A 26,319-nucleotide genomic window follows, 5' to 3' on the forward strand; every position below is an offset into this window, starting at 1 on the left:
TGCCTGATGCTTGACGAGGACACGCGTGGGCCAAGCCGCCCGCGCGGGAGATCGTAGCTGAGACAAGGAGGATAAGATGGCTTTTCGTGATCTCATTCCCTGGTCGAAGAACCAGGAGCTTGCGCCGACGCGCGAGAATTTCGATCCTTTCATCACGCTTCACCGCGAGATGAACCGGCTGTTCGACGACGTGTTCCGCGGTTTCGGCTCCTTCGGTCCCATCAGCAGCCCGCTGTTGGAAGGCCGCTTCGGTTGGCCGAAGATCGAGCTCAGCGAAACCGACAAGGAGCTTACCGTCTCAGCAGAGCTTCCGGGCATGACGGAGAAGGACGTTCAGGTCGAGATCGCCAATGGCGTGCTGACGCTCCGGGGCGAGAAGAAAGCCGAGCGGACGGACAACGGAAAGTACTTCTCCGAACGCTACTACGGCGCGTTCGGGCGGCGGATCGCCCTTGATGGTGTTGCCGAAGACAAGGCGCAAGCTTCCTTCCGCGACGGCGTATTGACGATCACGCTGCCGAAATCGGAGGAAGCGCGCGAGAGCGTCAAACGCATCCCGATCGGCAAGCAGTAGCATGAAAGGCGGCGCATCCGGCGCCGCCTTTCAACTCAAACGGTTCCTTGGAAAGGAGCGTAAAGGAGACACTTCGATGAGCGAGACCAACGTTAGCGCCGCCACACACCCCCTCTTCCACCCCGCCGCCCATTACGACTCACCCGTCCAGGTCCTGCCGGACCCGCGGCTATCCCGATCCGAGAAGCGCGTCATCCTATCGTCCTGGGCATCCGACATGTTCGCGGTGGAATCCAGCCCCAGCCTGCGCGACATCCCGGGGATCGACCACAGCATTCGCCTGGCCGATATCCTTTCCGCGCCGCGGCAGCTAGATGACGACGACGATCCGCCGCCACGCGGCGGCGCTGCGCTGCCGCGGCCTTCGCGAACCAATCTCTCCCATGAGGCCCCGCCTTGTTGACGCCAACTATTTTGGCTTTGGCATGTGTCAATCAGGCGTCCGCGCTGCTGGCGATGCCATGGTTCGCATGGCAGCGGGATTTGCTTTCTCGCGACATCTTGCGCGCCGGATTCCAGCTGGACCGATAGAGAGAGCGGACGTGAAGCGAGCAATATCGACTGCATTCGGCGCCGTGCTCGGCGCGCTCATCATGATCGTGCCGGCGGCAGGTCAGGTTCCGAATCTGAAAACCGGGGGCACGGTGCCGACGCTGGCGCCCCTGGTACGCGAAGTGACTCCCGCGGTCGTCAATATCTCCGTGCGTGGCAAAATCCGCGAGGACAACCCGCTTTATCGCGATCCGCTGTTCCGCGAATTCTTCGATGTCCCGAAGCAACTCGAGAAGGAGATCAGCGCAACCGGCTCCGGCGTCATCGTCGACGGTGAGCGGGGCTACATCCTGACCAACAATCACGTGGTGGATCAGGTCTCGGCGGTCCAGATCACAACCAAGGACGGTCGTCAGTTCTCTGCCAAGGTAATGGGCCGCGATCCCGCGACCGATATCGCGGTCCTGAAAATCCACTCCCCGACCGCACTCAAGGCAATTGCACTGGGCGACAGCGATGCGCTTGAAGTCGGCGATTTCGTCATTGCCATCGGCAACCCCTTCGGCCTCGGCCAGACCGTGACATCGGGGCTTGTAAGCGCGCTCGGCCGCACCGGGCTGGGCAAACAGGGCTATGAGGATTTCATCCAGACCGACGCCGCGATCAACCCCGGCAACTCCGGCGGCGCGCTGATCAATCTGAAGGGCGAACTGATCGGCATCAACTCGGCGATCATTTCGCCGGCCGGCGGCAATGTCGGCATCGGCTTTGCGATCCCGATCAACATGGCACGCCGCGTGATGGACCAAATCGTCGAGAACGGCGAGGTCGTGCGCGGCCGGATCGGTGTCTCGCTGCAGGATATGCATCCCTCGACGGACGGCGGACGCAGCGAGGGGGCCAGGATCGCCGACATCAGTCCGGGATCGCCTGCGGAGGCCGCCGGTCTGCGCAAGGGCGATGTCGTGCTGCGAGCCGACGATCGTCCGATCCGCAGCGCTGCGCAGCTCCGTAACCGTGTCGGCCTCGCTCGCATCGGGGAGCAGGTCAGGCTGACAATCGAGCGCGGCGGCGGAACCCAGAATGTCACGGTCGCAGTGGCGCCGATGGTGGACGCCAATGCTGCGGTTTCAAGCAGGACGAGGCGCCGTTAGAGCGTTTTCGAGCGAAGTGGATACCGATTCGCGTGAAGAACGCGTCAAAACAAGAATCTAGAGCTTCGGTTCTGATCCAATCAGAACCGAAGCTCTAAGCCCGCGCAATGTTTGGAATTCGGCATCGAAAAACCCTCGTCCGCCACGATGTGACGGACGAAGGTCGTTCAAGTTTTTGTTCGGCCCCGGCGCGGTGCACCGGGGCCTAGTGCATAGCCGTCGCGTTGAGGATGTTCTCGATGCTCTTGAAGTGGTCGAGCCGCTCGATCTCGCGGTCGAGCTCCGAGCCGTGCTTCTCTTTCAGGTTCTCTTCCATCTCGGCGATGGTTTCCCTGAACTCGGCGCGATCGACTTCCTGGATCGAGGTCGCGACATCAGCGAGCACGGTCAGGCGATTGTCGGAGACCTCGGCAAGACCGCCGAGCACCACCATCTTCTGATGCGCCCCGCCGGTCGTGATGGTCAGGATACCCGGACGGATCGCCGCCACGACCGATGCGTGACCGGCGAGCACGCCGAAATCGCCTTCCACGCCGGGAACATCGACCTGATCGACCTCGCCGGAGAAAGCGAGCGCTTCGGGGGAGACGAGGTCGAAGTGGAAGGTGGCCATGGTCTTTCCGTTCTTTCCGCTGTCACCCGCGGGCGTGACCCGCGGGTCCATCGATCAAAGAGTTCTGCCTTGATGGAGTGCCGGGCCAAGCCCGGCAATGACGAGTGTACTCAAGCTGCTTCGGCAGCCAGCTTCTTGCCCTTCTCGACCGCCTCTTCGATGGTGCCGACCATGTAGAAGGCAGCCTCCGGCAGGTGGTCGTACTTGCCTTCGCACAAGCCGCGGAAGCCCTTGATGGTGTCGGCGAGCTCGACGAACTTGCCCGGCGAACCGGTGAAGACTTCGGCGACATGGAAGGGCTGCGACAGGAAGCGCTCGATCTTGCGGGCGCGGGCCACCGTCAGCTTGTCCTCTTCCGAAAGCTCGTCCATGCCGAGGATGGCGATGATGTCCTGCAGCGACTTATAGCGCTGCAGCACCTGCTGCACCATGCGCGCAGTGTTGTAATGCTCCTCGCCGACGACCAGCGGCGACAGCATGCGGGAGGTCGAGTCGAGCGGGTCCACCGCCGGATAGATGCCCTTCTCCGAGATCGCACGCGACAGCACGGTGGTGGCGTCCAAGTGGGCGAAGGAGGTCGCCGGCGCCGGGTCGGTCAGGTCGTCGGCCGGCACGTAGATCGCCTGCACCGAAGTGATCGAGCCCTTCTGGGTGGTGGTGATGCGCTCCTGCAGCGCGCCCATGTCGGTCGCAAGCGTCGGCTGGTAACCCACCGCCGACGGGATGCGGCCGAGCAGCGCCGACACTTCGGAGCCGGCCTGCGTGAAGCGGAAGATGTTGTCGACGAAGAACAGCACGTCCTGACCCTGGTCGCGGAAGTGCTCGGCCACCGTGAGGCCGGTGAGGCCGACGCGCGCGCGTGCGCCCGGCGGTTCGTTCATCTGGCCGAACACGAGCGCGCATTTCGACTGTACGCTCGGATCGGGATTGCGCGGGTCCGCGTTGACCTTGGACTCGATGAACTCGTGATAGAGGTCATTGCCTTCGCGGGTACGCTCGCCGACGCCGGCGAACACCGAGTAACCGCCGTGCGCTTTCGCAACGTTATTGATCAGTTCCTGAATCAGCACGGTCTTGCCGACGCCGGCGCCGCCGAACAGGCCGATCTTGCCGCCCTTGGCGTAAGGCGCGAGCAAATCCACGACCTTGATGCCGGTGACGAGAATTTCCGCCTCGGTGGACTGGTCGGTATAGGTCGGCGCTTCCTGGTGGATCGCGCGAACGCCTTCGGCCTTGATCGGGCCGGCCTCGTCGATCGGCTCGCCGATGACGTTGATGATGCGGCCGAGCGTACCGACGCCGACCGGCACCCGGATCGGCTCGCCGGTATCGGTCACTTCCTGGCCGCGCACCAGACCCTCGGTCGTATCCATCGCGATCGTCCGCACGGTGGATTCGCCGAGATGCTGCGCCACCTCGAGCACGAGACGGCTGCCGCCGTTCTTGGTTTCCAGCGAGTTGAGAATCGCCGGCAGGTGGCCCTCGAACTGGACGTCGACGACGGCGCCCATAACCTGGGTGACGCGACCGATCTGGTTGGCTGCTGTAGCCATTTACTCTGTCTCCTTCGATCCGAATTTCCAGATCATGATCCGACGGGTCGGATCATGATCGCATCTTTTTTTGCGCATGATCTCTTCGGAAAACCGGTCCCCACTTTTCCGGATCATGCTTTAAACCACGGTCAGCTTGACCGGGATATTACCTTTGGTGGCCTTCGAATACGGGCACACCGTGTGAGCTTCCTCGACCAGCGCCTGGACCTTGGCCTTATCAGCGCCTGGGATTGAAACCTTGAGTTCGACGGCGAGCGAAAAGCCGCCATCGGTATTGAGCGTCACGTCGGCCGTGACCTTTGCCGCCTGGCCGTCGACGCCATGGTTCTTGGCGACCACGAGGATGGCCTGGCCAAAGCAGGCCGAATAGCCCAGCGCAAAAAGCTGCTCGGGATTGTGGCCATCGCCGGCGCCGCCCAATTCCTTCGGCAGCGCCATTGCGAGCGCCAGCCCGCCGTTGTCGAGCACGGAGCGGCCGTTGCGTCCGCCCTTGGTGGTAGCCGATGTGACGTAAGCCATTTCGCGCTCCCTTGGTTAGACCGCCTCGGCGCCGGAAATGATTTCGATCAGTTCCTTGGTGATCATCGCCTGACGGGTTCGGTTGTAGACCAGCGTCTGCTTGCGGATCATTTCACCGGCGTTGCGCGTCGCGTTGTCCATCGCGCTCATCTGCGCGCCGTAGAACGAGGCGTTGTTTTCCAGGAGTGCACGGAATACCTGCACGGCGAGGTTACGCGGCAACAGGCTGGTGAGGATCTCGTCCTCCTCCGGCTCGTACTCGTAGGCGGTCGCCGGGCCGCCGTTTGCGGCCGGCGTTTCCACCACCAGCGGAATGACCTGCTGCGCGGTCGGGACTTGCGCGATCACCGATTTGAACTGCGAATAGAACAGCGTGCAGACGTCGAATTCGCTGGCGTCGAAGCGCGCCAGAACTTTCTTGGCGATGTCCTCGGCATTGACGAAGCCGAGCTGCCGCACCGCGCGGAGGTCGACATGCTCGACGATCTGCCGTTCGAACAGGCGGCGAAGCTGCTCATAGCCCTTGCGGCCGACGCAGAAGAATTTGACTTCCTTGCCCTGACCGAGCAGCGACAGCGCGTGCTCGCGCGCGAGCCGCACGATCGCGGAGTTGAACGCGCCGCAAAGGCCACGTTCGCCGGTGCAGACCAGGAGCAGATGCACCTGGTCCCTGCCCGTCCCGGCGAGCAGCGCCGGCGCGCCGGGCGAGCCGGCGGCGGCGCTGGCGATATTGCCGATCACAGCGCCCATCTTGTCTGCATAGGGCCGAGCGGCCTCGGCCGCGGTCTGCGCGCGGCGCAGCTTTGACGCCGCCACCATCTGCATGGCCTTGGTGATCTTCTGCGTCGCCTTGGTCGAGGCGATGCGGACCCGCATGTCTTTTAGTGACGCCATTCTTCGTCCACCCCGGCGATCCGATCGCTAGCCTATCCCATTGTTCTGCCCGGCTCCGGCGCCGGGCATCCGCATCTTGGCGACCGGGAGCAGCAGCGCGAAGACCAGCTCCGCGCTTTGTCCGGCCGCGACGACGTTTAGGCAAACGTCTTGGCGAAACCTTCGACCACGTTCTTCAGCTTGGCGGCAACGTCGTCGTTGAGGTCGCGGCTATCGCGGATCGCGTCGAGGATGCCGGCATTCTTGCCACGCAGCAGCGACAGCAGGCCGTCCTCGAAGGCGCGCACCTTGTTGAGCGGCAGCGGATCGAGATAGCCGTTGGTGCCGGCCCAGATCACGCAGACCTGTTCTTCCATCTTCAACGGCGAGAACTGCGGCTGCTTCAATAGCTCCGTCAGGCGCGAGCCGCGGTTGAGCAGGCGCTGGGTCGAGGCGTCGAGGTCGGAGCCGAACTGCGCGAACGCTGCCATTTCGCGGTACTGCGCGAGCTCGCCCTTGATCTTGCCGGCGACCTTCTTCATCGCCTTGGTCTGCGCCGACGATCCGACGCGCGACACCGACAGACCGACGTTCACCGCGGGACGGATGCCCTGGAAGAACAGGTCGGTTTCCAGGAAGATCTGGCCGTCGGTAATCGAGATCACGTTGGTCGGGATGTAGGCCGACACGTCGTTGGCCTGGGTTTCGATCACCGGCAGCGCGGTCAGCGAGCCCAAACCGTGCTCCTTGTTGAGCTTGGCGGCGCGCTCGAGCAGGCGGGAGTGCAGATAGAACACGTCGCCCGGATAGGCTTCGCGGCCCGGCGGGCGGCGCAGCAGCAGCGACATCTGGCGATAGGCGACGGCCTGCTTCGACAGGTCGTCATAGATGATGACGGCGTGCATGCCGTTGTCACGGAAAAATTCGCCCATCGTGCAGGCGGTGAACGGCGCGATGTACTGCATCGGCGCTGGATCGGACGCGGTGGCCGCGACGACGATCGAATATTCCAGCGCGCCCTGCTCTTCCAGCACCTTCACGAACTGGGCAACGGTGGAACGCTTCTGGCCGATCGCGACGTAGACGCAATACAGCTTGATGTTCTCGTCCGGCTGCGCGTTGAGCGGCTTCTGATTGAGAATGGTGTCGAGCGCGATCGCGGTCTTGCCGGTCTGACGGTCGCCTATGATCAACTCGCGCTGGCCGCGGCCGATCGGGATCAGCGCATCGATCGCCTTGAGGCCGGTCGCCATCGGCTCGTTCACCGACTTACGCGGAATGATGCCGGGCGCCTTGACGTCAACGCGCATGCGCTTGTCAGCCTGGATCGGACCCTTGCCATCGATCGGATTACCGAGCGCATCGACGACGCGGCCGAGCAGGCCTTTGCCGACCGGCGTGTCGACGATGGCGCGGGTGCGCTTGACGGTCTGACCTTCCTTGATCTCGCGGTCGGCGCCGAAGATCACGATGCCGACGTTATCGGTTTCGAGGTTGAGCGCCATGCCGCGGGTGCCGTTCTCGAACTCGACCATTTCACCGGCCTGGACATTGTCCAGCCCGTAGACGCGGGCGATACCGTCACCGACCGACAGCACCTGGCCGACTTCGGTGACCTCGGCCTCCTGGCCGAAATTCTTGATCTGGTCCTTGAGGATCGCGGAAATTTCCGCGGCGCGGATGTCCATCAGCCTGCCTCTTTCATCGCGTGCTTGATCGAATTGAGTTTGGTGCGAAGCGAGCTATCCACCATGCGGCTACCGACCTTGACCACAAGGCCGCCGATGATGGAGGGATCGATCTTCACGTTGAGCGCGACGTCCTTGCCCGTCACCGACTTCAGTGCGGCCTTCAGCGCGTCGAGATTCTTGTCATTGAGCGCTTCCGCGACGGTGACTTCGGCGGTCGCCTCGCCCTTGAAGTTCGCCACCAGCGCGTTGTAGGCGCGGATCACGTCCGCGATCGCAAACAAGCGGCGATTGGAGGTGAGCACTTTCAGGAACTTGGCGGTGATGCCGGAGATACCGGCCTTGTCGAGCACCGCGGAGAGCGCCTTCAATTGCGCTTCGGCGGAGAACACCGGACTGCGAACGAGGCGCTTCAGATCGGCGCTCTCATTCAGAAGGGCATTGAATTTATCGAGATCGGACTTCACGGCATCGACGGACTTTTCGTCGCGAGCCAGATCGAACAGGGCCGTTGCGTAACGACCGGCAACTCCCGAAACGGACGGATCTTCAGCAGCCACAGACGCGCTCTTTTTTGCTGTCAAATTCGCAAGGGAAAAACCGTCGCCGCTGCAGCGGCGCCTAGCGATCCAAGCCCTTGGAATTCAAGCGGGACTTCGATTTTCGACCGACACGCGGAGTGCCGGGATCGTTAAAATCGCGGCTTTGCTAGCATGGCAGGCGCGCAGGTGCAACACGACGTCACATCTAGGTGATGCCTTGTCGCACGGCTCCGGCACAGCGCCGCGAGGACCCCGCCGGCGAAATTCTGCGTGCAGGAATTTCGATCGAGAGACAGGGAGGCGACCCATCGTTCCATCGGCAATCGCATGCCTGCCCGGAGTTCGGGCCCGGGAACAAAATGGCCAGCCGCTCTCTATTCCGTGATTACTTGCGGAAATGTTTCCTAAACGTAAATCAACAGTAATCGTAAGTATTCACTGGGTTAAAAATTAGTTAGAGCGAAAGACTAGTGAAAGCTGTCCGGCAGCACCCCGGCAGTAACAAGATATTTCAGTCTGATACATTCCGAATTTACTGCCCAATTCATGCCTCATTGCGAAATCACACGGCCTTGGTCGACGAAGGGACGGGGGTTCCATTTGCCACGTATGTGGCAATACTGTTTGAGGGTCTTGAATGTTGAAATACAAGAAGCCGGCTCGGGGCAACGCAACCCGGCCGTCGCGCGCGGCGCTGGCTGTCGTCGCCGCAACTTTCCTGGTTGGTGGAAGCATCACCGAAGCGTCGGCTAAATCCCGGCACCACCATCATCGCCATCACCATCACCAGGCCCGTACCGCAACCGACGCGGCGTCGCGCGATGCCAATGCGGCGTTTGCGCCCGGCACCGGCGGGCGGAGCTTCTCGGGCATGGCGTCCTTTTACGGCAACGAGTCCGGCAGCCGCACCGCGTCCGGTCAGCGCTTCAACCAGAACGCCATGACCGCGGCCCACCGCAGCCTGCCGTTCGGCACCAAGCTGCGCGTGACCCATGGCGGCCGCAGCGTGGTCGTCACCATCAACGACCGCGGCCCGTTCATCCGTGGCCGCGTGCTTGATCTCTCCACGGGCGCCGCCCGTGCCATTGGCCTGACTGGTGCCGGCGTCGGCCGTGTCACCGCCGAGGTCGTCTCCTAAAGGCGCCCTTCAGGCGCCGTTTCCGACCAGTTTCGGTAAGCGTTGCGTAGAGTACGGCCGCGGAACTTTCCGCGCACCGATGAGAGCCTGCCGTCAGAAATGACGGCAGGCTTTTTCATGAGTTCGCCGCCGTCATTCCGGGGCACGCGTAGCGCGAGCCCGGAATCCATCGCGCCACCTGCGCGCGCGGTCCGATGGATTCTCTGATGTGCAATTGCACATCATAGCTCGCGACTTCGTCGCGCCCCGGAATGACGGCGAGAGGGCTACAAAAAGCTCTGCGGATCGACGTCGACCTCGAGCTTGAGGTTGCCCGTGGTCTTCGGCCCGGCCGCCAGCCATTCGCGCAAGTACTGCGACAGATCGACCGAACGCAGCGACTTCACCAGCAGGCGGAAGCGGTAGCGGCCCTTGATGACCGCAAGCGGCGCCTCCGCCGGGCCGAGCACCTGGATGCGCTCGTCGAGCGGCGCGACCGAGGCCAGCTTGCGCCCAAAGCCCTCCGCCGTGGGCCGATCGCCCGCCGAGATGATCAGGCTCGCCAATCGCCCGAACGGCGGATAGCCGGTGCGCTCGCGCGATTCGATCTCGCTGGCGTAGAACGCCTCGCGGTCGCTCGCGACCAGCGCCTTCATCACGGGATGCTCGGGCTGATGGGTCTGCAGATACCCGACGCCGCGGCCCTGCTCGCGGCCGGCGCGCCCGATCACCTGGTTGAGGAGCTGGAACGTACGCTCGGCCGCACGCGGATCGCCATTGCCGAGGCCGAGATCGGCATCGACCACGCCGACCAGATTGAGGCGCGGGAAGTTGTGGCCTTTCGCCACAAGCTGCGTGCCGATGATGATGTCGACCCGGCCTTCGGCGATCTCGTTCAGTTCGCTGCGCATGGTCTCGATCGAGGTGATGAGGTCGCTGGAGAGCACCATGGTGCGCGCGCCGGGAAACAGCGCCGCAGCCTCTTCCTGCAGCCGCTCCACGCCCGGGCCGACCGCCACCAGCGATTCCTCCGCCGCGCAATGTGGGCAGATGTTCGGGCGCGGCATCGAGAAACCGCAATGGTGGCAGACCAGGCGCTGGCGGAAGCGGTGATCGACCAGCCAGGCATCGCAGATGGTGCAGGCAAAGCGGTGTCCGCAGGCGCGGCACAGCGTCAGCGGCGCATAGCCGCGGCGATTGAGAAACAAAAGCGCCTGCTCGCGCCGTTCCACCGCGTAGCGGATCTGCTCGGCGAGCCGCGGCGAGATGAAGCGGCCACGCGAGGGCGGCTCGCGCCGCAAATCGATGGCCTCGATCTGCGGCATGTGCTGGCCGCCGAAGCGCGAAGGCAGCGCAATGCGCTGATAACGCCCCTTGCGCGCATTGACCTCGCTTTCGATCGATGGCGTGGCGGAGGCGAGCACGATCGGGATCTTGGCGATATGCGCGCGCACCACGGCCATGTCGCGGGCATGGTAATGCGCGCCATCGTCCTGCTTATAGGCCTGGTCGTGCTCTTCATCGACGATGATGAGCCCGAGATCGGCATAGGGCAGGAACAGCGCCGAGCGCGCGCCGACCACCACCGGCGCCTCGCCGCCCGAGATCGCCGCCCAATTGCGGGCGCGGGTGCGCGGCGAGAGCTCGGAATGCCATTCCAGCGGACGCACGCCAAAGCGCTGCGCGAAGCGATCGAGGAACTGGCCAGTCAGCGCGATCTCCGGCATCAGGATCAACGACTGCCTGTTACGGCGGATATTTTCGGCGATCGCCTCGAAATACACCTCGGTCTTGCCCGATCCTGTGACGCCATCGAGCAGGGCCACATGAAAACTGCCGCTCGCCGCCAGCGTCCGCATCGCATCGGCGGCGGCGCGTTGCTGGCCCGAGAAGTCCGGCTGCGCGTAATCCGGATCGGGCATGGGCGGCGCTGGTGGCGGCGGCATCGGCTCGACCGTCAGCGTGCCCTCATCGACGAGGCCGTCGATCACGCCACTGCTCACGCCGGCTTCCCTTGCCGCTTCCGACTTGCCATGCAAGAGGCGGTCGGAGAGCAATTCGATCACCCGATGCCGCGCCGGCGTCATTCGCCGCGGCGGCTCGCCAACCAGCCGTACGCCCAGGCGCATCCGCTCGGGGCCGAGATTTTCGCCCATCCGCAGCGTCATCCGCAGCACCATGCCGCGGGCGGACAGCGTGTAATTGGCCACCCAATCGACGAGCGCGCGCAGCTCCGGTTTCAGCGGCGGCACGTCGAGCTTCTCGCTGACATCCTTCAGCCGGTTGTGCAGCCGCGGATCGGGCTTGGCGTTTTCCGCCCAGACCACCGCCATCACCTCGCGCGCACCGAGCGGTACCGCGACGACATCGCCGGCCTTCAGATCCATGCCGCGCGGCACGCGATAGGAATAGGTCTGGTCGAGCGCGACCGGGACCAGTACATCGACCATGGAGGTCGGCGTGAGCGAGGAAGCGTGGCTGCGCGCGGTGTCCATTCAGGAGATCGTAAGTTCCGATTGCAGGTGAGGTTAGAGCCGCTGGCGCAAGTTAGCGAACGGTAAACGAAAGCGATGCGATATAATGGCTTAAACCATCGCCTCCAAGATCGCCTCCAAGACAGGTCCGTCAAGACAGGTCCATAAGACAGGTCCATGGCCAAAGCGCTTCCCGCCGTTCCCGTGATCGAACTCGACTGCGCCGACGAAACCGTCACGCAGGAGATGGCGCACTGGCTATCGCATCTGCGTGCCGAACGGCGATTGTCGCCGAAAACGCTGGAGGCCTATGCCCGCGACGTCCGCCAATGCCTCGCCTTTCTTGCCCAGCACTGGGGCACGCGGGTAACGCTGCAAGGTTTTGCGGCCCTCGAGGCCACCGATATCAGGGCGTTCATGGCGATGCGCCGCGCCGACGATGTCGCCGGACGCTCGCTGATGCGGGCCCTGGCTGGCCTGCGCTCGTTCGGCCGATTCCTCGAGCGCGAAGGCAAGGGCAAGGTCGGCGCCCTCTCCGCGATCCGCGCGCCCAAGGTTGCAAAGAGCCTGCCGAAGCCGATCCACGTGGCGGCGGCAAAACGCTTCGCCGATGCCGACGAGCGCGCCGGCGAGGAACGCAAGACCTGGATCCTGGTACGTGATGCGGCGGTGATGGCACTGCTCTATGGCTCGGGCCTGCGCATCTCCGAGGCGCTCGGCTTGAAACGTCGCGACGTGCCGAAACCCGGCGAAGGCGACGTACTGGTCGTGACCGGCAAAGGCAACAAGACCCGCATGGTGCCGGTGCTGCAAAACGTGTTGCAGCTCATTGCCGACTACGCGGCGACCTGCCCGCATCCGCTGCCGCCCACCGGCCCGATGTTCGTCGGGGCCCGCGGCGGCCCGTTGAGCCCGCGCATCATCCAGCTCGCCATGGAGCGGCTGCGCGGCGCGCTCGGCCTGCCCGACAGCGCCACCCCGCACGCGCTGCGGCATTCGTTCGCGACCCACCTGCTCAGCCGCGGTGGCGATTTGCGCGCGATCCAGGAATTGCTCGGCCACGCCTCGCTCTCGACCACGCAAATCTATACCGGCATCGATTCGGAACGACTGCTCGAGGTCTATCGCTCCGCGCATCCGCGGGGCTGACTTCGCTCACGTATTGACGCGTTTTTCCTCGTGTGAGGGGCGATGCCGGGTTCATCCTGACACGCTCGCGTCACATCCGCTTGGCACTTGCGTAAGCGATGTCGTTTCGGCAATCGTGACGGCGGGTCATATCGGAGAGGGGAATCATGAGCGCACATGAGAGTATGGAGCATGCGGAGCACGCCGAGCATGCATCCGGCGAGAACAAGAAGATCGCGCTGTTGATTGCCGTGATCGCGCTGTTCCTGGCGCTCTCGGAGACGCTGGGCAAGGGGGCGCAGACCGAATCGATCAGCAAGAACGTCGAGGCGTCGAACCTGTGGGCGTTCTTCCAGGCCAAGAGCATCCGCCGCACCGCGGTGCAGACGGCCGCCGAGCAGGGCAAGCTGACCCTTGCCACCACCACAGACGATGCCATCAGGGCGACGATCCAAAAGCAGCTCGATGACTGGCAGAAAACGGCGGCGCGCTATCGCTCCGAACCCGAGACCGGCGAAGGCACCGAGCAGCTCGCCGAACGCGCCAAACATGCCGAGCACCAGCGCGACGAGGCGACGGCAAAATACCACCACTTCGAGATCGCCTCCGCCGCCTTCCAGATCGCGATCGTGCTGGCATCGGCGACCATCATCACCGGCATCATCGCGCTGGCCTGGATTTCAGGCCTGCTGACGCTCGCCGGCATCGTCATCACCGCGCTGGGCCTGTACTCGCCGCATTTGCTGCATCTGCATTGAGTCACTGATTGCCGCGCCGACTTCACCTCTCCCGAAGGGAGAGGTCGCGCCGCAGGCGCGGGTGAGGGGTTACGGTCCCTCGATGCAGCAAATCCCCTCACTCGAATTGCTGCGCAATTCGACCTCTCCCTAAGGGAGAGGTGAACCGAGCCCGCGGCTAGGGTTTGCGACGAGTCGTCACCGCGCTTGCTGTACGCTCCTGCGGAAGCGGGCGATCAGCCGGATCGTTCGCGCCGACCAGCCGTTGCCGTCGCCGCGCAGGGTCTCCACAATGCGCAGCTTGATCGGATCGATCAGCGCGACGGCTTTCGCGCGCATCCTCAGCACGAAATCATAGAGCGCCTCGAACCAGCGCATCTCCAGAAGCTTCGGGCGGGTCACGTCGAAGATGAAAGCGGTGACGCCGACGCCGAGAAACTTCGCGAACAGGAGGGTGCCGATCGCGCTCAGCCAATGTTCGTGGGCGAGCAGCCAAAGGCCCACCAGCTTGAGCGGAAACAACGGGATCACCGGCACGATGAACACGATCAGCGTCATTGCCGGCGACAACGAATCGACCCGATCGGCAAGCCACTGCTTGAACGCGCGCAGCGGGATCAGCGCCACCACGCGCGCCACGATCGGCTCAAGGTGATCCCAAAGCCACGCCTCGATCAGGAAGATGATCGCAAGCAGGACCCAGAAAGGCTGAAGCAAGCGGCGCAGCATCTGTTGTCTCGACCCCGGCCAGATTTTACCTTCGAGCATAATCCTTTACGGACCCTGCTCAGGCCGGGCGTCGATCACATATGGATGGCCCGCTTGCCGACCGCAAGCGCAGCTTCCTTGATCGCCTCGGAGCGGGTCGGATGGGCGTGGCAGGTGCGCGCCAGATCCTCGGCGGAGCCGCCGAATTCCATGAGAACCGCGGCTTCATGGATCATTTCGCCGGCTTCGCGGCCGATGATGTGCACGCCAAGCACCCGATCGGTTTTCGCATCTGCGAGAATCTTGACGAATCCTTCCGTGGTCTGGTTGACCTTGGAGCGGCCGTTGGCGGTGAACGGAAATTTCCCGACGGTATAGGCAATGCCGGCCTGCTTGAGCTCTTCCTCGGTCTTGCCGACGGAAGAAACTTCCGGCGTGGTATACACGACTCCTGGGATAACATCGTAGTTCACATGGCCGGCCTGGCCTGCGATGATCTCGGCAACCGCCACGCCTTCATCTTCGGCCTTGTGCGCCAGCATCGGCCCGGCAACGACGTCCCCGATCGCATAGATGCCTTTCACGGTGGTCGCGAAATGCGGGTCGATCTGCACCCGGCCGCGATTGTCGAGCGCGACGCCCGCTTCCTTCAGGCCGAGGCCATCGGTAAAGGGCACGCGGCCGATCGCAACCAGCACCACGTCGGCTTCAATCGTTTCCGAAGCCCCGCCCGCGGCGGGCTCGACCTTGGCCAATAGAGTCTTGCCCGAGGTATCCACGGCGGTCACCTTGGTGCCGAGCTTGAACGCAAAGCCCTGCTTTTCAAGGATGCGCTGGAACTGCTTGGCGATCTCGCCATCCATGCCGGGCAGGATGCGGTCGAGGAATTCGACCACCATGACCTCCGCGCCGAGGCGCTTCCACACCGAGCCGAGTTCGAGTCCGATCACGCCCGCACCGATGATCAAGAGCCTTTCCGGCACCTTCTCCAGCGACAGCGCGCCGGTTGACGACACGATGCGCTTTTCGTCGATCTCGATGCCCTTCAGCCGCGCGATATCGGAGCCGGTGGCAATGACGATGTTCTTGGTCTCGACCGTCTGCGTGCTGCCATTGGCGGAGACCTCGACCTTGCCCGCGCCAAGAATCTTGCCAGCGCCCTTCAGCACGTCGATCTTGTTCTTCTTCATCAGGAAGTCGACGCCCTTGACGTTGCCGTCGATGCCCTGCTGCTTGAAGTTCATCATCGATGGCAGATCGAGTTTCGGCGCCGATACGCTGACGCCCATCTTGGCGAAGGAATGCGCGGCTTCCTCAAACATCTCGGAGGCGTGCAACAGTGCCTTGGACGGCATGCAGCCAACGTTGAGACAGGTGCCGCCAAGCGTCGGGTTCTTCTCGACCACCGCGACCTTCATGCCAAGTTGCGCCGCGCGCACCGCGCAGACATATCCACCGGGCCCGGTGCCGATGACGACGAGATCATAAGAAGCCATTTCGAAGATCCTGCTGCTGAAGTCCGTGACAGGTATTAGCGGCCGCCTGAGACATCAAGGATGGCGCTTGTCACATATGAAGCCTCGTCCGACATTAGCCAGACGATGGCGTTGGCGATTTCCTCCGCGGTGCCGACGCGCTTCATCGGCACCATGTGAGCGAGGCGATGGGCACGATCGGGCTCACCGCCGGAGGCGTGGATTTCGGTATCGATCAGGCCCGGGCGGATCCCGGCGACGCGGATGCCTTCGGCCGCGACTTCATGACCAAGGCCGATGGTGAAGGAGTCGATCGCGCCTTTCGAGGCGGCGTAGTCAACGTAAGTGTTGGGCGAGCCGAGCTTGGCCGCGACCGACGACAGGTTGACAATGACGCCGCCCTGTCCGCCATTGCGTGTCGACATTCGCTTCACCGCCTCGCGCGCGCACAGAATGCTGCCGGTGACGTTGACCGCCATCATGCGCTCGATGCGCTCGGCCGACATGTCCTCGACCCGGATCGACGGACCGACGATGCCGGCATTGTTGACGAGCGCGCCGAGCGCGCCGAATTCGTCGGCCGCCTTGAACAGCGCAAGAATGTCGGCCTCGCTGCCGACATCGCATTTCACCGCGATCGCCTTGCCGTTGCTGGCCTCGATTGCGGAGACGACTTCGTTGGCCGCCGCCTGGTTGCTGGCGTAGCCGACAACGACGCGAAAGCCTCGCGCCGCCGCGGCGATGGCGGTAGCGCGACCGATGCCGCGGCTGCCGCCGGTGATGACAACGACCTTGTCCGTCACATTCGCCCCTGAACGTTCATGCGACACCGGTCACGACGCCCGAGAAATTCGGGCGCCGCACGAAAGCAAGCTCAGAGATCCAGCACCAGCCGCGCCGGGTCTTCCAGGCTTTCCTTGACGCGCACCAGGAAGGTCACGGCTTCCTTGCCGTCGATCACGCGGTGATCGTAGGACAGCGCCAGATACATCATCGGGCGGATCTCGATCTTGCCGCCGATCACGACGGGGCGCTCCTGGATCTTGTGCATGCCGAGGATACCGGACTGCGGCGCGTTCAGGATCGGCGTCGACATCAGCGAACCATAGATGCCGCCATTGGTGATGGTGAAGGTGCCGCCCTGCATCTCCTCGATCTTGAGCTGGCCATCGCGGGCCCTGCGGCCGTAATCGGCGATTCCCTTCTCGATCTCCGCGATCGACTTGGTGTCGCAATCCCGCACCACCGGCACGACCAGGCCCTTGTCGGTGCCGACGGCGATGCCGACGTGGTAGTAGTTCTTGTAGATCAGGTCGGTGCCATCGATCTCGGCGTTCGCCGCCGGAATCTCCTTCAAGGCCTGCACGCAGGCCTTGGTGAAGAAGCCCATGAAACCAAGCTTGACGCCATGCTTCTTCTCGAACGCGTCCTTGTACTGGGAGCGCAGCGCCATGACGTGGCTCATGTCGACCTCGTTGAAGGTCGTCAGCATCGCCGCCGTGTTCTGCACATCCTTCAGCCGCCGCGCGATGGTCTGGCGCAGCCGCGTCATCTTCACGCGCTCTTCGCGCGCGGCATCGTCCGCCGGCGACGGCGCCCGCACCTGCACCGAAGCCGCCGGCTGAAAGACCGGCGTCGGCGCGGAAGCCGCGCGCTCGATCGCCGCCAGCATGTCGCCCTTGGTCACACGGCCATCCTTGCCGGAGCCCGGCACGGTGGAGGCATCGATCCCGCTTTCAACCGAGAGCTTGCGCACCGACGGTGCCAGCGGCGTATCCGCAGGGAGTGCCTTCGGTGCTGACGGCGCGGGCGCTGCGGCAGCCGGGGGAGGCGGCGGCGGTGCAGCCGCGGGCTTGGCCGGCGCCGGCGCAGCGGCCGGCTTGGCGGCAGCGCCAGCGGCGCCATCAGTGATCTGGCCGAGCAGCGCGCCGACCGCGACGGTTTCGCCGTCCTTGGCGATGATTTCGCCCAGTGTGCCGGCGGAAGGCGCCGGCACCTCGATCGTAACCTTGTCGGTCTCGAGCTCAACCAAGGGTTCATCGACGGCAACGGCATCGCCGGCCTTCTTGAACCAGCGGCCGATGGTGGCCTCGGTCACGGATTCGCCTAGCGTCGGAACGCGAATTTCAGTCATGGTCTCGTTTCCTTAAAACAACCTGTGCGGTCATAAACTCTAGCTGTCATCCTCCGCGAAAGAGGAGGATCCAATAGCCCGCGGCGGCTGCAATCAAGCAGCGGCAGCGCGGGTTACTGAATGCCTCGCTTCCGCGGGGCATGACGGATCGAATGTCAGTTCAACGCCTCGTCCAGGAACGCCTTGAGCTGCGCGAGATGCTTCGACATCAAGCCCGTGGCGGTCGCCGCAGCGGCCGCGCGGCCGGCGTAGCGCGGACGCCTGTTCGGCGCATGGATCTGGTTCAGCACCCACTCGAGATAAGGCTCGATGAAGTGCCAGGCACCCATGTTGCGCGGCTCTTCCTGGCACCACACGATCTCGGCGCCCTTGAAGCGGCCAAGCTCCTGCACCAGCGCCTTCAACGGCACCGGATAGAGCTGCTCGATGCGCAGCAGATAGATGTCGTCGATGCCACGCTTCTCCCGCTCTTCGTAGAGGTCGTAATAGACCTTGCCGGAGCACAGGATGACGCGGCGGATCTTGGCGTCCGGCTGCAGCTTGATCTTTTCATCCGGCAGCATCTGGGCGTCATCGTAGAGGATGCGGTGGAAGGTCGTACCCTTGGCCAGCTCCTCGAGCCGCGAGACGGCGCGCTTGTGCCGCAGCAGCGACTTCGGCGTCATCATGATCAACGGCTTGCGGATCTCGCGGTGCAACTGCCGCCGCAGCACGTGGAAATGGTTGGCCGGCGTGGTCGGATAGACCACCTGCATGTTGTCCTCGGCGCACATCTGCAGGTAGCGCTCGAGACGGGCCGAAGAATGTTCCGGACCCTGCCCTTCGTAGCCATGCGGCAGCATGCAGACGAGGCCGGACATGCGCAGCCATTTGCGCTCACCCGACGAGATGAACTGGTCGAACACCACCTGGGCGCCGTTGGCGAAGTCGCCGAACTGCGCCTCCCAGATCGCCAGCGCATTCGGCTCGGCGAGCGAATAGCCGTATTCGAAGCCGAGCACCGCTTCTTCCGACAACAGCGAGTTGATGACCTCGTAGTGTCCCTGGTCACCGCCGAGATGGTTGAACGGCGTGTAGCGGCTCTCGTCCTCCTGGTCGATCAAGACCGAGTGGCGCTGCGAGAAGGTGCCGCGCTCGGAATCCTGGCCGGACAGGCGGACGTGATGGCCTTCCTCCAGCAGCGAGCAGAATGCCAGCGCCTCAGCGGTCGCCCAGTCGATGCCGACACCGCTGTCGATTGCCTTCGCACGGTTATCGAGGAAGCGCTGGATGGTGCGGTGGACGCGGAAGCCATCCGGCACCTTGGTGATCTTGCGGCCGATGTCCTTGAGCACGGCGGCATCGACGCCGGTGACACCCCGGCGCGCGTCCTCCTCCTGGTCCGCGATCTTGAAGCCGGCCCATTTGCCGTCGAGCCAGTCGGCCTTGTTCGGCTTATAGCTGGCGCCGGCCTCGAATTCAGCATCGAGCCGGGCGCGCCAGTCGGACTTGGCCTTCTCGACCTCGCCCTCGGTGACAACACCCTCGGCGATCAGCCGCTTGGCATAGATATCCAGCGTGGACGGATGCGAGGCGATCTTCTTGTACATCACCGGCTGGGTGAAAGCCGGCTCGTCGCCCTCGTTGTGGCCATGCCTGCGGTAGCAGAACATGTCGATGACCACGGGCTTGTGGAACTTCTGGCGGAACTCGATCGCGACCTTGGCCGCGAACACCACCGCTTCCGGATCGTCGCCGTTCACATGGAAGATCGGCGCGTCGATCATCTTCGCCACGTCGGACGGATAGGGCGAAGAGCGCGAGTAGCGCGGATAGGTGGTGAAGCCGATCTGGTTGTTGACGATGAAGTGCAGCGAGCCGCCGGTGCGATACCCCTTCAGGTCGGACAGGCTGAAGCATTCCGCCACCACGCCCTGGCCGGCGAACGCCGCGTCGCCATGCATCAAGAGCGGCAGCACGGAAATACGCATGTCCGGCGGATCGCCATGCTGGTCCTGCTTGGCGCGCACTTTGCCGAGCACCACGGGGTCGACGATCTCGAGATGCGAGGGGTTCGCGGTCAATGACAGATGGATGCTGTTGCCATCGAACTCGCGATCCGAGGAAGCACCGAGGTGGTACTTCACGTCGCCGGAGCCTTCGACGGCGTCGGGATTGGCCGAACCGCCCTTGAATTCGTGGAACAGCGCGCGATGCGGCTTGCCCATCACCTGGGTCAGCACGTTGAGGCGGCCGCGATGCGGCATGCCGACCACGATCTCCTTCACACCGAGATTGCCGCCGCGCTTGATGATCTGCTCCAGCGCCGGAATCAGCGATTCGCCGCCATCGAGGCCGAAACGCTTGGTGCCGGTGAACTTGACGTCACAGAATTTCTCGAAGCCCTCGGTCTCGATCAGCTTGTTCAGGATCGCGCGGCGCCCCTCAGGGGTGAAGCTGATCTCCTTGTCCGGCCCCTCGATGCGCTCCTGAATCCACGCCTTCTGCGCGGCATTGGAGATATGCATGAACTCGACGCCAAGCGTCTGGCAGTAGGTGCGCTCGCAGATCGCGACGATTTCGCGCAAGGTGCCGTATTCGAGCCCGAGCACGTGGTCGAGGAAGATCTTGCGGTCGAAATCGGCTTCCGTGAACCCGTAGGTGCGCGGATCGAGCTCTTCGCGGTCGCGCGGCGCCTCGATGCCGAGCGGGTCGAGCTTGGCGTGGAAGTGGCCGCGCATGCGGTAGGCGCGGATCAACATCAATGCCCGCACCGAATCACGTGTCGCCTGGTTGACGTCGGCTGGCGAGAGTTCGGCGCCCTTGGCCTGCGCCTTGGCGGCGATCTTGTTGCCGACGGTCTTCTCGACCTGCGCCCAATTGCCGTCCAGCGCCGAGGTCAGGTCGTCACGCGGCGTTGCCGGCCAGTTGGGACGGCTCCAGGACGGCCCTTCGGCGTTCTTCTGGACGTCCGCCGGGGTGTCCTTCAGGCTCTTGAAGAAATCCTGCCAGTCGGTGTCGACCGACGCCGGGTCCTGCTCGTAGCGGGCGTAGAGATCGTCAATGTAGGTGGCGTTGGTGCCCTGCAAAAAGGAGGAAAGGGCAAAAGCGGCGTTCGCGTCCTGGCGAGACATGATAGCGTCCTGGTGATTTTCGGTTCGCGCGCAAGTGACGGCGCAAGCAGCCGGCCCGGAAGGCCGGCTGGCTGAGATTAGGATGGTTTACCCTATCTAATCCTAAACTTCGCGCCGAAAAGAACCAAGGACTGAATCAAGACTTCAATTTTTCGGCAAGGGTATGCCCGAGGCGTGCGGGTGACGGAGAAACGGTGATTCCGGCCGCTTCCATGGCCGCGGTCTTGGAACCGGCGTCGCCCTTGCCGCCGGAGATGATCGCACCGGCATGACCCATGCGGCGGCCGGGAGGGGCGGTAACGCCGGCGATGAAGCCGACCATCGGCTTCTTGCGGCCCCGCTTGGCCTCGTCCTTGATGAACTGGGCGGCATCCTCCTCGGCCGAGCCGCCAATCTCGCCGATCATGATGATCGACTTGGTAGCGTCGTCCTTCAGGAACATTTCCAGTACATCGATGAATTCGGTGCCCTTGACCGGGTCGCCGCCGATGCCGACAGCCGTGGTCTGGCCGAGCCCCTCCTGCGAGGTCTGGAACACGGCCTCGTAGGTCAACGTGCCCGAGCGCGAAACGATCCCGACGCTGCCGGGCCGGAAGATGTTGGCCGGCATGATCCCGATCTTGCACTCGCCGGCGGTCATGACGCCCGGGCAGTTCGGCCCGATCAGCCGCGACTTCGAGCCTGACAGCGAGCGCTTGACGCGCACCATGTCGAGCACCGGGATGCCCTCGGTGATGCAGACGATCAGCGGGATCTCCGCATCGATCGCCTCGCAGATCGCGTCCGCCGCGCCCGGCGGCGGCACATAGATCACCGACGCATCGGCGCCGGTCTTCTCGCGTGCCTCGCGCACGGTGTCGAACACCGGCAGTCCGAGATGGGTCGAGCCGCCTTTGCCGGGCGACGTGCCGCCGACCATCTTGGTTCCGTAGGCGATCGCCGCTTCCGAATGGAAAGTGCCGTTCTTGCCGGTGAAACCCTGGCAGATGACCTTGGTGTTGTTGTCGATCAGGATGGACATGTCTTCAGATGCTTTCGCGAAACGCCGGTGACAGGTTAGTTGTTTGAGCCGGATCAGGCTTAGTGGACACGCCGATACACGCCGGTGAGCACGTCTGCCCATCCTTCCGCGTCGGGCGAGAACTGGATCTTCATGGTGTAGCTGTTGTCGTCGACGACCTCGTAGAGGTGACGCGCGTTGCCGCGCAGCGAGCCGCGAACGAGCGTCAGCGTCTTGCCGACCCAGCTTCCGGACGCGGGCGACGGCGGGTAGTAGCCGAGCGAATCGTGCCAGAACAATTTGTAGAGCCGGTCGTCACGGTCATAGGTGAACAGGGCATGGGTAGCGAATATCTCATGGCCGTCGCGCGTCTGGCGCGAGTCCTGGATCAGGTAAAAGCCGTTGAGATCGATGCGCGCCACCACATGCGAGGTGGCGGGACCGCCCGGGTTCCAGCGCGACGGGTAGACCACCTCCTCGCCGGCCCATTCACCCGCGAAGACTCCGAGCTTCTTGTGCTCCGGAAGCGGTGACGGTGCGGCGAGATGGTCCTGAGCCATTGCTAGCCTCCCTTGACGGCATTCACGATTTTCTGCGCGGCGTCATCGAGATTGTCAGCGGGCAGGACATTGAGACCGCTATTGTTGATGATCTTCTTGCCCTGCTCGACATTGGTCCCTTCGAGCCGCACCACCAACGGCACCTTCAGGCCGACCTGCTTGACCGCAGCGACGACACCCTCGGCAATCACATCGCATTTCATGATGCCGCCGAAGATGTTGACCAGGATGCCCTTCACATTGGGGTCCGCGGTGATGATCTTGAACGCCGCGGCCACCTTGTCGACACTAGCACCGCCGCCGACGTCGAGGAAGTTCGCGGGCTCCATGCCATAGAGCTTGATGATGTCCATGGTCGCCATGGCAAGCCCGGCGCCGTTGACCATGCAGCCGATGGTGCCGTCGAGCGCAACATAGTTGAGGTCGTATTTCGACGCCTCGATCTCCTTGGCATCCTCCTCGGTCTCGTCGCGCAGCGCCGCGACGTCGGGATGGCGGAACATGGCGTTATCGTCGAAGGACACCTTGGCGTCGAGCACGCGGAGCTGCGCCTGCTTGGTGACGACGAGCGGATTGATCTCCAGCATCGCCATGTCCTTGGCCGTGAACGCGGCATAAAGCTGGCTTACGAGCTTTTCCGCCTGCTTGGCGAGATCGCCGGAAAGGTTCAGCGCCTTCGCGACGGTGCGGCCGTGATGCGGCATGATGCCGGTGGCCGGATCGACCGAGAAGGTAATGATCTTCTCCGGGGTCGAGTGCGCGACGTCCTCGATGTTGACGCCGCCTTCGGTCGAAACCACGAACGAGACCTCAGAGGTCTCGCGGTTGACCAGGATCGAAAGATAGAACTCCTTGTCGATCTCGGAGCCTTCCTCGATGTAGAGGCGGTTGACCTGCTTGCCATGCGCCCCGGTCTGCACCGTCACGAGCGTCGCGCCGAGCATCTGCTTGGCGAACGCAGCAACCTCGGCCGCCGACTTGGCGATGCGGACGCCACCCTTGTCGCCGGCGGAGGCCTCCTTGAACTTGCCTTTGCCGCGGCCGCCGGCGTGGATCTGGCTCTTCACCACCCAGATCGGGCCGGGAAGCGTCTTGGCCGCCACCTCGGCATCCTCAGGCTTCAGCACGGGTACGCCGCGCGAGATCGGCACGCCGAAGTCGTGCAGCAATGCCTTGGCCTGATATTCGTGGATATTCATCGGGACGCTCCCCAAAACCCTCTACGGCGAAGTTCTACAGTTCACCTTGGTAGTTGGCATACCACATACCAAAAGAACTGCAACCTAGAAACGCTTTCGGCCCCGATCGGGGCCGAAAACTGAACGAAATCAATGACCGAGCAGATCGGGCGCGATCTTCTTGCAGGCGTCGACCAGACCCTGCACGGCGCCGACCGACTTGTCGAACGCCTCGCGGTCCTTGCCGGCCAGCTCGATCTCGACCACGCGCTCGACGCCCTTGGAGCCGATCACCACGGGCACGCCGACATACATATCCTTCACGCCGTATTCCCCGTTGAGGTAGGCGGCGCAAGGCAGCACGCGCTTCTTGTCCTTCAGATAGCTCTCGGCCATCGTGATCGCGGATGCCGCCGGCGCATAGAAGGCCGACCCGGTCTTCAGGAGGTTGACGATCTCGGCGCCGCCATTGCGGGTGCGGTCGACGATCTCGTCGATGCGCGCCTGCGAGGTCCAGCCCATCTTGACCAGATCGGGCAGCGGGATGCCTGCGACCGTGGAGTAGCGCGTCAGCGGCACCATGGTGTCGCCATGACCGCCAAGCACGAAGGCGGTGACGTCCTCAACACTGACGTTGAACTCGTCGGCGAGGAAATAGCGGAAGCGCGCCGAATCGAGCACGCCGGCCATGCCGACAACTTTCTTGCTCGGCATGCCGGAGGCCTTCTGCAGCGCCCAGACCATGGCGTCGAGCGGGTTGGTGATGCAGATGACGAAGGCATCGGGGGCATACTTCTTGATGCCGGCGCCGACCTGCTCCATCACCTTCAAGTTGATGCTCAAGAGGTCATCGCGGCTCATGCCAGGCTTGCGCGGCACGCCGGCGGTGACGATGCAGACCTTGGCGCCATCGAGCGCCTCGTAGGAATTGGCGCCGACCAACTTGGAATCGAAGCCGTCGACCGGCGAGGACTGCGCGATATCAAGCGCCTTGCCCTGCGGCACGCCCTCGGCGATGTCGAACAGCACGACGTCGCCAAGCTCTTTCAGGCCGATCATGTGAGCCAGCGTTCCGCCGATCTGGCCGGAGCCAATCAAAGCAATCTTGTCGCGCGCCATGGGAAATCTGTCCTTTGAGCACAAAGAGGAGGATGGATAGCAGATCGGATCGCTGGTTATCCCTTTCGAATGATCCATTCAAGTCGCGGCCATGCCCAATTGTCGGGCCGGCCGCGCATTCGCATCAGAGGCATACCAGCGTGCCCCCCGTCATTCCGGGGCATCGCGCAGCGATGAACCCGGAATCTCGCGCGGCCATCTCAAGATTCCAGGTTCGCGCTGACGCGCGGCCCCGGAATGACGAGTGAGGCGCTACGTCTCCACCAGCCCCGTGCTCGCGCCGCTGGCCGTGGAATCCTTTCGCTTCCCGTGCGGAAGCGCCAGATAGGAGGCCGAGCTCATTTCGATCAGGCGCGAGGACGTGCGCTTGAATTCGTTGGCCTCGACACCTTCGGTCGCGAGGTAAAGCGACACCGGGTTGGCTTGGGCAGAGGCCATCAGTTTCACGGCATTGTCATAGAGCGTATCAATCAGCGAGATGAAGCGCTTGGCAGCGTTCCGATCGGCCAGATCCATCACCGGGATCCGATCGATCAGAATGGTGTGATAATCGTGCGCGAGTCTCAGATAGTCGGAGGCAGCCAATGGCCTCTCGCAAATCTCGGCAAAGCTAAAACGCGCCACGCCATGCGACGAGCAGGGCACCTGCAGGATGCGACCCTTGATCGGAATGTCGCGCGGCTTGCAGGGCGCATTGCCGGTCATCCTGGCCCAGGCCGTATTCAGCGCGGCCTCCGCCTCCTCATCGGCCGGCACCAGCCACATCTTCCCGCCGGCAAGTTTTTCCAGACGGAAATCGGTGCGCGCATCGAGCCGCAGCACGTCCATATGCTCGGAGATCTGCGCGATGAAGGGCAGGAATAATGCGCGGTTGAGGCCGCCTTTGTAGAGATCTTCCGGCGCGACATTGGAGGTCGCGACCACGACGGTGCCGAGTTCGAACATTTTGGCGAACAGCCGCCCCAGGATCATCGCATCCGCGATGTCGGTGACGTGGAATTCGTCGAAGCAGAGCAGCCACGCTTCATCGAAGATCGCCTGCGCGGTGAGCGCGATCACGTCGGCATCGGCGATCTCGCCGCGCGCGATCTGCTGCCGGTAGCCGTAGATCCGCTCGTGCGCCTCGGCCATGAATTCGTGAAAATGGGCGCGGCGCTTGTGCTCGATCGGACACTGCTGGAAGAACAGGTCCATCAGCATGGTCTTGCCGCGGCCGACCTCGCCATGGACGTACAGCCCGTGCGGCGGCTCGTTCTTGTCGCCGCCGAACAGCCGGCCGAACAGGCCCTGCTTGCGCGAGGGCTTATAGCTTGCAAGGCGGTCCTCGAGCGCGCCGAAAGCGTCGGCGACGCGAGCCTGCTCCGGGTCGGCTTCGATCGCCCCGGAGTCAACGAGAGCCTGATAATGCGCGCGGAAGGAACTCGGCGAGGTGGAGAGCATGCCCCTTTCCGCCCTATGGGACGAAAAATTGCAAGCCGTGAATGACGCCGGGGCTATGACAAATTCTAACGGCGGTCATGCCCCGGTGGTTGGCCCGGAGGAATCCCCACGTCGCCATCTACGCC

The 26,319-nt window shown here is 63.6% G+C and carries 23 protein-coding genes; 6 read left to right on the forward strand and 17 right to left on the reverse strand.

Annotated elements, in window-relative coordinates:
• Positions 1-76: 76 nt before the first annotated feature.
• The 3 genes from AC5ZG1_RS02850 (at position 77) to AC5ZG1_RS02860 (ending at position 2,220) form a co-directional block, all read left to right on the forward strand.
• Positions 77-574: an Hsp20/alpha crystallin family protein gene (locus tag AC5ZG1_RS02850; RefSeq protein ID WP_496131925.1), complete on the forward strand. Its 498-nt coding sequence runs from the start codon at positions 77-79 to the stop codon at positions 572-574.
• A gap of 76 nt (positions 575-650) precedes the next feature.
• A complete protein-coding gene (locus AC5ZG1_RS02855; RefSeq protein ID WP_496131926.1) occupies positions 651-977 on the forward strand; it encodes a hypothetical protein in 327 nt (108 codons plus the stop codon).
• Between the two features lie 190 nt (positions 978-1,167).
• Positions 1,168-2,220, forward strand: coding sequence for a trypsin-like peptidase domain-containing protein (locus AC5ZG1_RS02860; protein ID WP_496132086.1), 1,053 nt, complete (start codon positions 1,168-1,170; stop codon positions 2,218-2,220).
• 205 nt (positions 2,221-2,425) lie between these two features.
• Here AC5ZG1_RS02860 and AC5ZG1_RS02865 read toward each other — a convergent pair whose 3' ends face one another.
• The 6 genes from AC5ZG1_RS02865 to AC5ZG1_RS02890 form a co-directional block, all read right to left on the reverse strand.
• Complete coding sequence (locus tag AC5ZG1_RS02865; protein ID WP_496131927.1) at positions 2,426-2,833, reverse strand: F0F1 ATP synthase subunit epsilon; 408 nt, start codon at positions 2,831-2,833, stop codon at positions 2,426-2,428.
• A 110-nt stretch (positions 2,834-2,943) separates the two neighbouring features.
• Positions 2,944-4,386 carry a F0F1 ATP synthase subunit beta gene (gene atpD, locus AC5ZG1_RS02870; RefSeq protein WP_028166254.1) on the reverse strand — a complete coding sequence of 481 codons (1,443 nt, stop codon included), beginning with the start codon at positions 4,384-4,386 and terminating at the stop codon, positions 2,944-2,946.
• Positions 4,387-4,506: 120 nt separating this feature from the next.
• Positions 4,507-4,908 carry an organic hydroperoxide resistance protein gene (locus AC5ZG1_RS02875; RefSeq protein WP_028166253.1) on the reverse strand — a complete coding sequence of 134 codons (402 nt, stop codon included), beginning with the start codon at positions 4,906-4,908 and terminating at the stop codon, positions 4,507-4,509.
• Between the two features lie 15 nt (positions 4,909-4,923).
• Positions 4,924-5,802, reverse strand: coding sequence for a F0F1 ATP synthase subunit gamma (locus AC5ZG1_RS02880; protein ID WP_456645264.1), 879 nt, complete (start codon positions 5,800-5,802; stop codon positions 4,924-4,926).
• Positions 5,803-5,939: 137 nt separating this feature from the next.
• Positions 5,940-7,469 carry a F0F1 ATP synthase subunit alpha gene (gene atpA, locus AC5ZG1_RS02885; protein ID WP_496131928.1) on the reverse strand — a complete coding sequence of 510 codons (1,530 nt, stop codon included), beginning with the start codon at positions 7,467-7,469 and terminating at the stop codon, positions 5,940-5,942.
• A complete protein-coding gene (locus tag AC5ZG1_RS02890) occupies positions 7,469-8,029 on the reverse strand; it encodes a F0F1 ATP synthase subunit delta (protein ID WP_496131929.1) in 561 nt (186 codons plus the stop codon). The genes atpA and AC5ZG1_RS02890 overlap by 1 nt, the downstream gene beginning before the upstream one ends.
• A gap of 619 nt (positions 8,030-8,648) precedes the next feature.
• Between AC5ZG1_RS02890 and AC5ZG1_RS02895 the strand changes: the two genes are divergently transcribed.
• On the forward strand, positions 8,649-9,149 hold the full coding sequence (locus tag AC5ZG1_RS02895) for a septal ring lytic transglycosylase RlpA family protein (protein ID WP_496131930.1): 501 nt from the start codon (positions 8,649-8,651) through the stop codon (positions 9,147-9,149).
• Positions 9,150-9,415: 266 nt separating this feature from the next.
• On the opposite strand, the gene AC5ZG1_RS02900 is transcribed toward AC5ZG1_RS02895, so the two are convergent.
• Positions 9,416-11,623, reverse strand: coding sequence for a primosomal protein N' (locus tag AC5ZG1_RS02900; RefSeq protein ID WP_496131931.1), 2,208 nt, complete (start codon positions 11,621-11,623; stop codon positions 9,416-9,418).
• Between the two features lie 156 nt (positions 11,624-11,779).
• On the opposite strand from AC5ZG1_RS02900, the gene AC5ZG1_RS02905 reads away from it, so the two are divergent.
• Both AC5ZG1_RS02905 and AC5ZG1_RS02910 read left to right on the forward strand, forming a co-directional pair.
• Positions 11,780-12,751, forward strand: a complete 972-nt coding sequence (locus AC5ZG1_RS02905; RefSeq protein WP_496131932.1) for a tyrosine recombinase XerC — start codon at positions 11,780-11,782, stop codon at positions 12,749-12,751.
• Positions 12,752-12,897: 146 nt separating this feature from the next.
• Complete coding sequence (locus tag AC5ZG1_RS02910; RefSeq protein WP_456645269.1) at positions 12,898-13,488, forward strand: DUF4337 domain-containing protein; 591 nt, start codon at positions 12,898-12,900, stop codon at positions 13,486-13,488.
• Positions 13,489-13,665: 177 nt separating this feature from the next.
• Here AC5ZG1_RS02910 and AC5ZG1_RS02915 read toward each other — a convergent pair whose 3' ends face one another.
• The 10 genes from AC5ZG1_RS02915 to zapE form a co-directional block, all read right to left on the reverse strand.
• Entirely contained in the window at positions 13,666-14,196 is a 531-nt protein-coding gene (locus AC5ZG1_RS02915; RefSeq protein WP_130231552.1) for a hypothetical protein, read from the reverse strand.
• 74 nt (positions 14,197-14,270) lie between these two features.
• Positions 14,271-15,671: a dihydrolipoyl dehydrogenase gene (gene lpdA, locus AC5ZG1_RS02920; protein WP_028166244.1), complete on the reverse strand. Its 1,401-nt coding sequence runs from the start codon at positions 15,669-15,671 to the stop codon at positions 14,271-14,273.
• 35 nt (positions 15,672-15,706) lie between these two features.
• Complete coding sequence (locus tag AC5ZG1_RS02925) at positions 15,707-16,453, reverse strand: SDR family oxidoreductase (protein WP_130231550.1); 747 nt, start codon at positions 16,451-16,453, stop codon at positions 15,707-15,709.
• Between the two features lie 71 nt (positions 16,454-16,524).
• Positions 16,525-17,784, reverse strand: coding sequence for a 2-oxoglutarate dehydrogenase complex dihydrolipoyllysine-residue succinyltransferase (gene odhB / locus AC5ZG1_RS02930; RefSeq protein WP_463328373.1), 1,260 nt, complete (start codon positions 17,782-17,784; stop codon positions 16,525-16,527).
• A 155-nt stretch (positions 17,785-17,939) separates the two neighbouring features.
• Positions 17,940-20,897 (reverse strand): 2-oxoglutarate dehydrogenase E1 component, encoded by a 2,958-nt coding sequence (locus AC5ZG1_RS02935; protein WP_496131933.1) that lies wholly within the window; start codon positions 20,895-20,897, stop codon positions 17,940-17,942.
• A 136-nt stretch (positions 20,898-21,033) separates the two neighbouring features.
• On the reverse strand, positions 21,034-21,918 hold the full coding sequence (gene sucD / locus AC5ZG1_RS02940) for a succinate--CoA ligase subunit alpha (RefSeq protein ID WP_028166240.1): 885 nt from the start codon (positions 21,916-21,918) through the stop codon (positions 21,034-21,036).
• A 59-nt stretch (positions 21,919-21,977) separates the two neighbouring features.
• On the reverse strand, positions 21,978-22,457 hold the full coding sequence (locus tag AC5ZG1_RS02945; RefSeq protein WP_496131934.1) for a DUF1579 family protein: 480 nt from the start codon (positions 22,455-22,457) through the stop codon (positions 21,978-21,980).
• A 2-nt stretch (positions 22,458-22,459) separates the two neighbouring features.
• Entirely contained in the window at positions 22,460-23,656 is a 1,197-nt protein-coding gene (sucC, locus tag AC5ZG1_RS02950; protein ID WP_496131935.1) for an ADP-forming succinate--CoA ligase subunit beta, read from the reverse strand.
• A gap of 129 nt (positions 23,657-23,785) precedes the next feature.
• Positions 23,786-24,754: a malate dehydrogenase gene (gene mdh, locus AC5ZG1_RS02955; protein WP_496131936.1), complete on the reverse strand. Its 969-nt coding sequence runs from the start codon at positions 24,752-24,754 to the stop codon at positions 23,786-23,788.
• Between the two features lie 252 nt (positions 24,755-25,006).
• A complete protein-coding gene (gene zapE / locus AC5ZG1_RS02960) occupies positions 25,007-26,194 on the reverse strand; it encodes a cell division protein ZapE (RefSeq protein ID WP_496131937.1) in 1,188 nt (395 codons plus the stop codon).
• Positions 26,195-26,319: the final 125 nt, after the last annotated feature.

Source organism: Bradyrhizobium sp. Leo78 (assembly GCF_059512425.1).

Coding starts and splice junctions, on each gene's coding strand:
- AC5ZG1_RS02850 (WP_496131925.1), top strand. CDS start 77: ATGGCTTTTCGTGATCTCATTCCCTGGTCGAAGAACCAGGAGCTTGCG.
- AC5ZG1_RS02855 (WP_496131926.1), top strand. CDS start 651: ATGAGCGAGACCAACGTTAGCGCCGCCACACACCCCCTCTTCCACCCC.
- AC5ZG1_RS02860 (WP_496132086.1), top strand. CDS start 1,168: ATGATCGTGCCGGCGGCAGGTCAGGTTCCGAATCTGAAAACCGGGGGC.
- AC5ZG1_RS02865 (WP_496131927.1), bottom strand. CDS start 2,833: ATGGCCACCTTCCACTTCGACCTCGTCTCCCCCGAAGCGCTCGCTTTC.
- atpD (WP_028166254.1), bottom strand. CDS start 4,386: ATGGCTACAGCAGCCAACCAGATCGGTCGCGTCACCCAGGTTATGGGC.
- AC5ZG1_RS02875 (WP_028166253.1), bottom strand. CDS start 4,908: ATGGCTTACGTCACATCGGCTACCACCAAGGGCGGACGCAACGGCCGC.
- AC5ZG1_RS02880 (WP_456645264.1), bottom strand. CDS start 5,802: ATGGCGTCACTAAAAGACATGCGGGTCCGCATCGCCTCGACCAAGGCG.
- atpA (WP_496131928.1), bottom strand. CDS start 7,469: ATGGACATCCGCGCCGCGGAAATTTCCGCGATCCTCAAGGACCAGATC.
- AC5ZG1_RS02895 (WP_496131930.1), top strand. CDS start 8,649: ATGTTGAAATACAAGAAGCCGGCTCGGGGCAACGCAACCCGGCCGTCG.
- AC5ZG1_RS02900 (WP_496131931.1), bottom strand. CDS start 11,623: ATGGACACCGCGCGCAGCCACGCTTCCTCGCTCACGCCGACCTCCATG.
- AC5ZG1_RS02905 (WP_496131932.1), top strand. CDS start 11,780: ATGGCCAAAGCGCTTCCCGCCGTTCCCGTGATCGAACTCGACTGCGCC.
- AC5ZG1_RS02910 (WP_456645269.1), top strand. CDS start 12,898: ATGAGCGCACATGAGAGTATGGAGCATGCGGAGCACGCCGAGCATGCA.
- AC5ZG1_RS02915 (WP_130231552.1), bottom strand. CDS start 14,196: ATGCTGCGCCGCTTGCTTCAGCCTTTCTGGGTCCTGCTTGCGATCATC.
- lpdA (WP_028166244.1), bottom strand. CDS start 15,671: ATGGCTTCTTATGATCTCGTCGTCATCGGCACCGGGCCCGGTGGATAT.
- odhB (WP_463328373.1), bottom strand. CDS start 17,784: ATGACTGAAATTCGCGTTCCGACGCTAGGCGAATCCGTGACCGAGGCC.
- AC5ZG1_RS02935 (WP_496131933.1), bottom strand. CDS start 20,897: ATGTCTCGCCAGGACGCGAACGCCGCTTTTGCCCTTTCCTCCTTTTTG.
- sucD (WP_028166240.1), bottom strand. CDS start 21,918: ATGTCCATCCTGATCGACAACAACACCAAGGTCATCTGCCAGGGTTTC.
- AC5ZG1_RS02945 (WP_496131934.1), bottom strand. CDS start 22,457: ATGGCTCAGGACCATCTCGCCGCACCGTCACCGCTTCCGGAGCACAAG.
- sucC (WP_496131935.1), bottom strand. CDS start 23,656: ATGAATATCCACGAATATCAGGCCAAGGCATTGCTGCACGACTTCGGC.
- mdh (WP_496131936.1), bottom strand. CDS start 24,754: ATGGCGCGCGACAAGATTGCTTTGATTGGCTCCGGCCAGATCGGCGGA.
- zapE (WP_496131937.1), bottom strand. CDS start 26,194: ATGCTCTCCACCTCGCCGAGTTCCTTCCGCGCGCATTATCAGGCTCTC.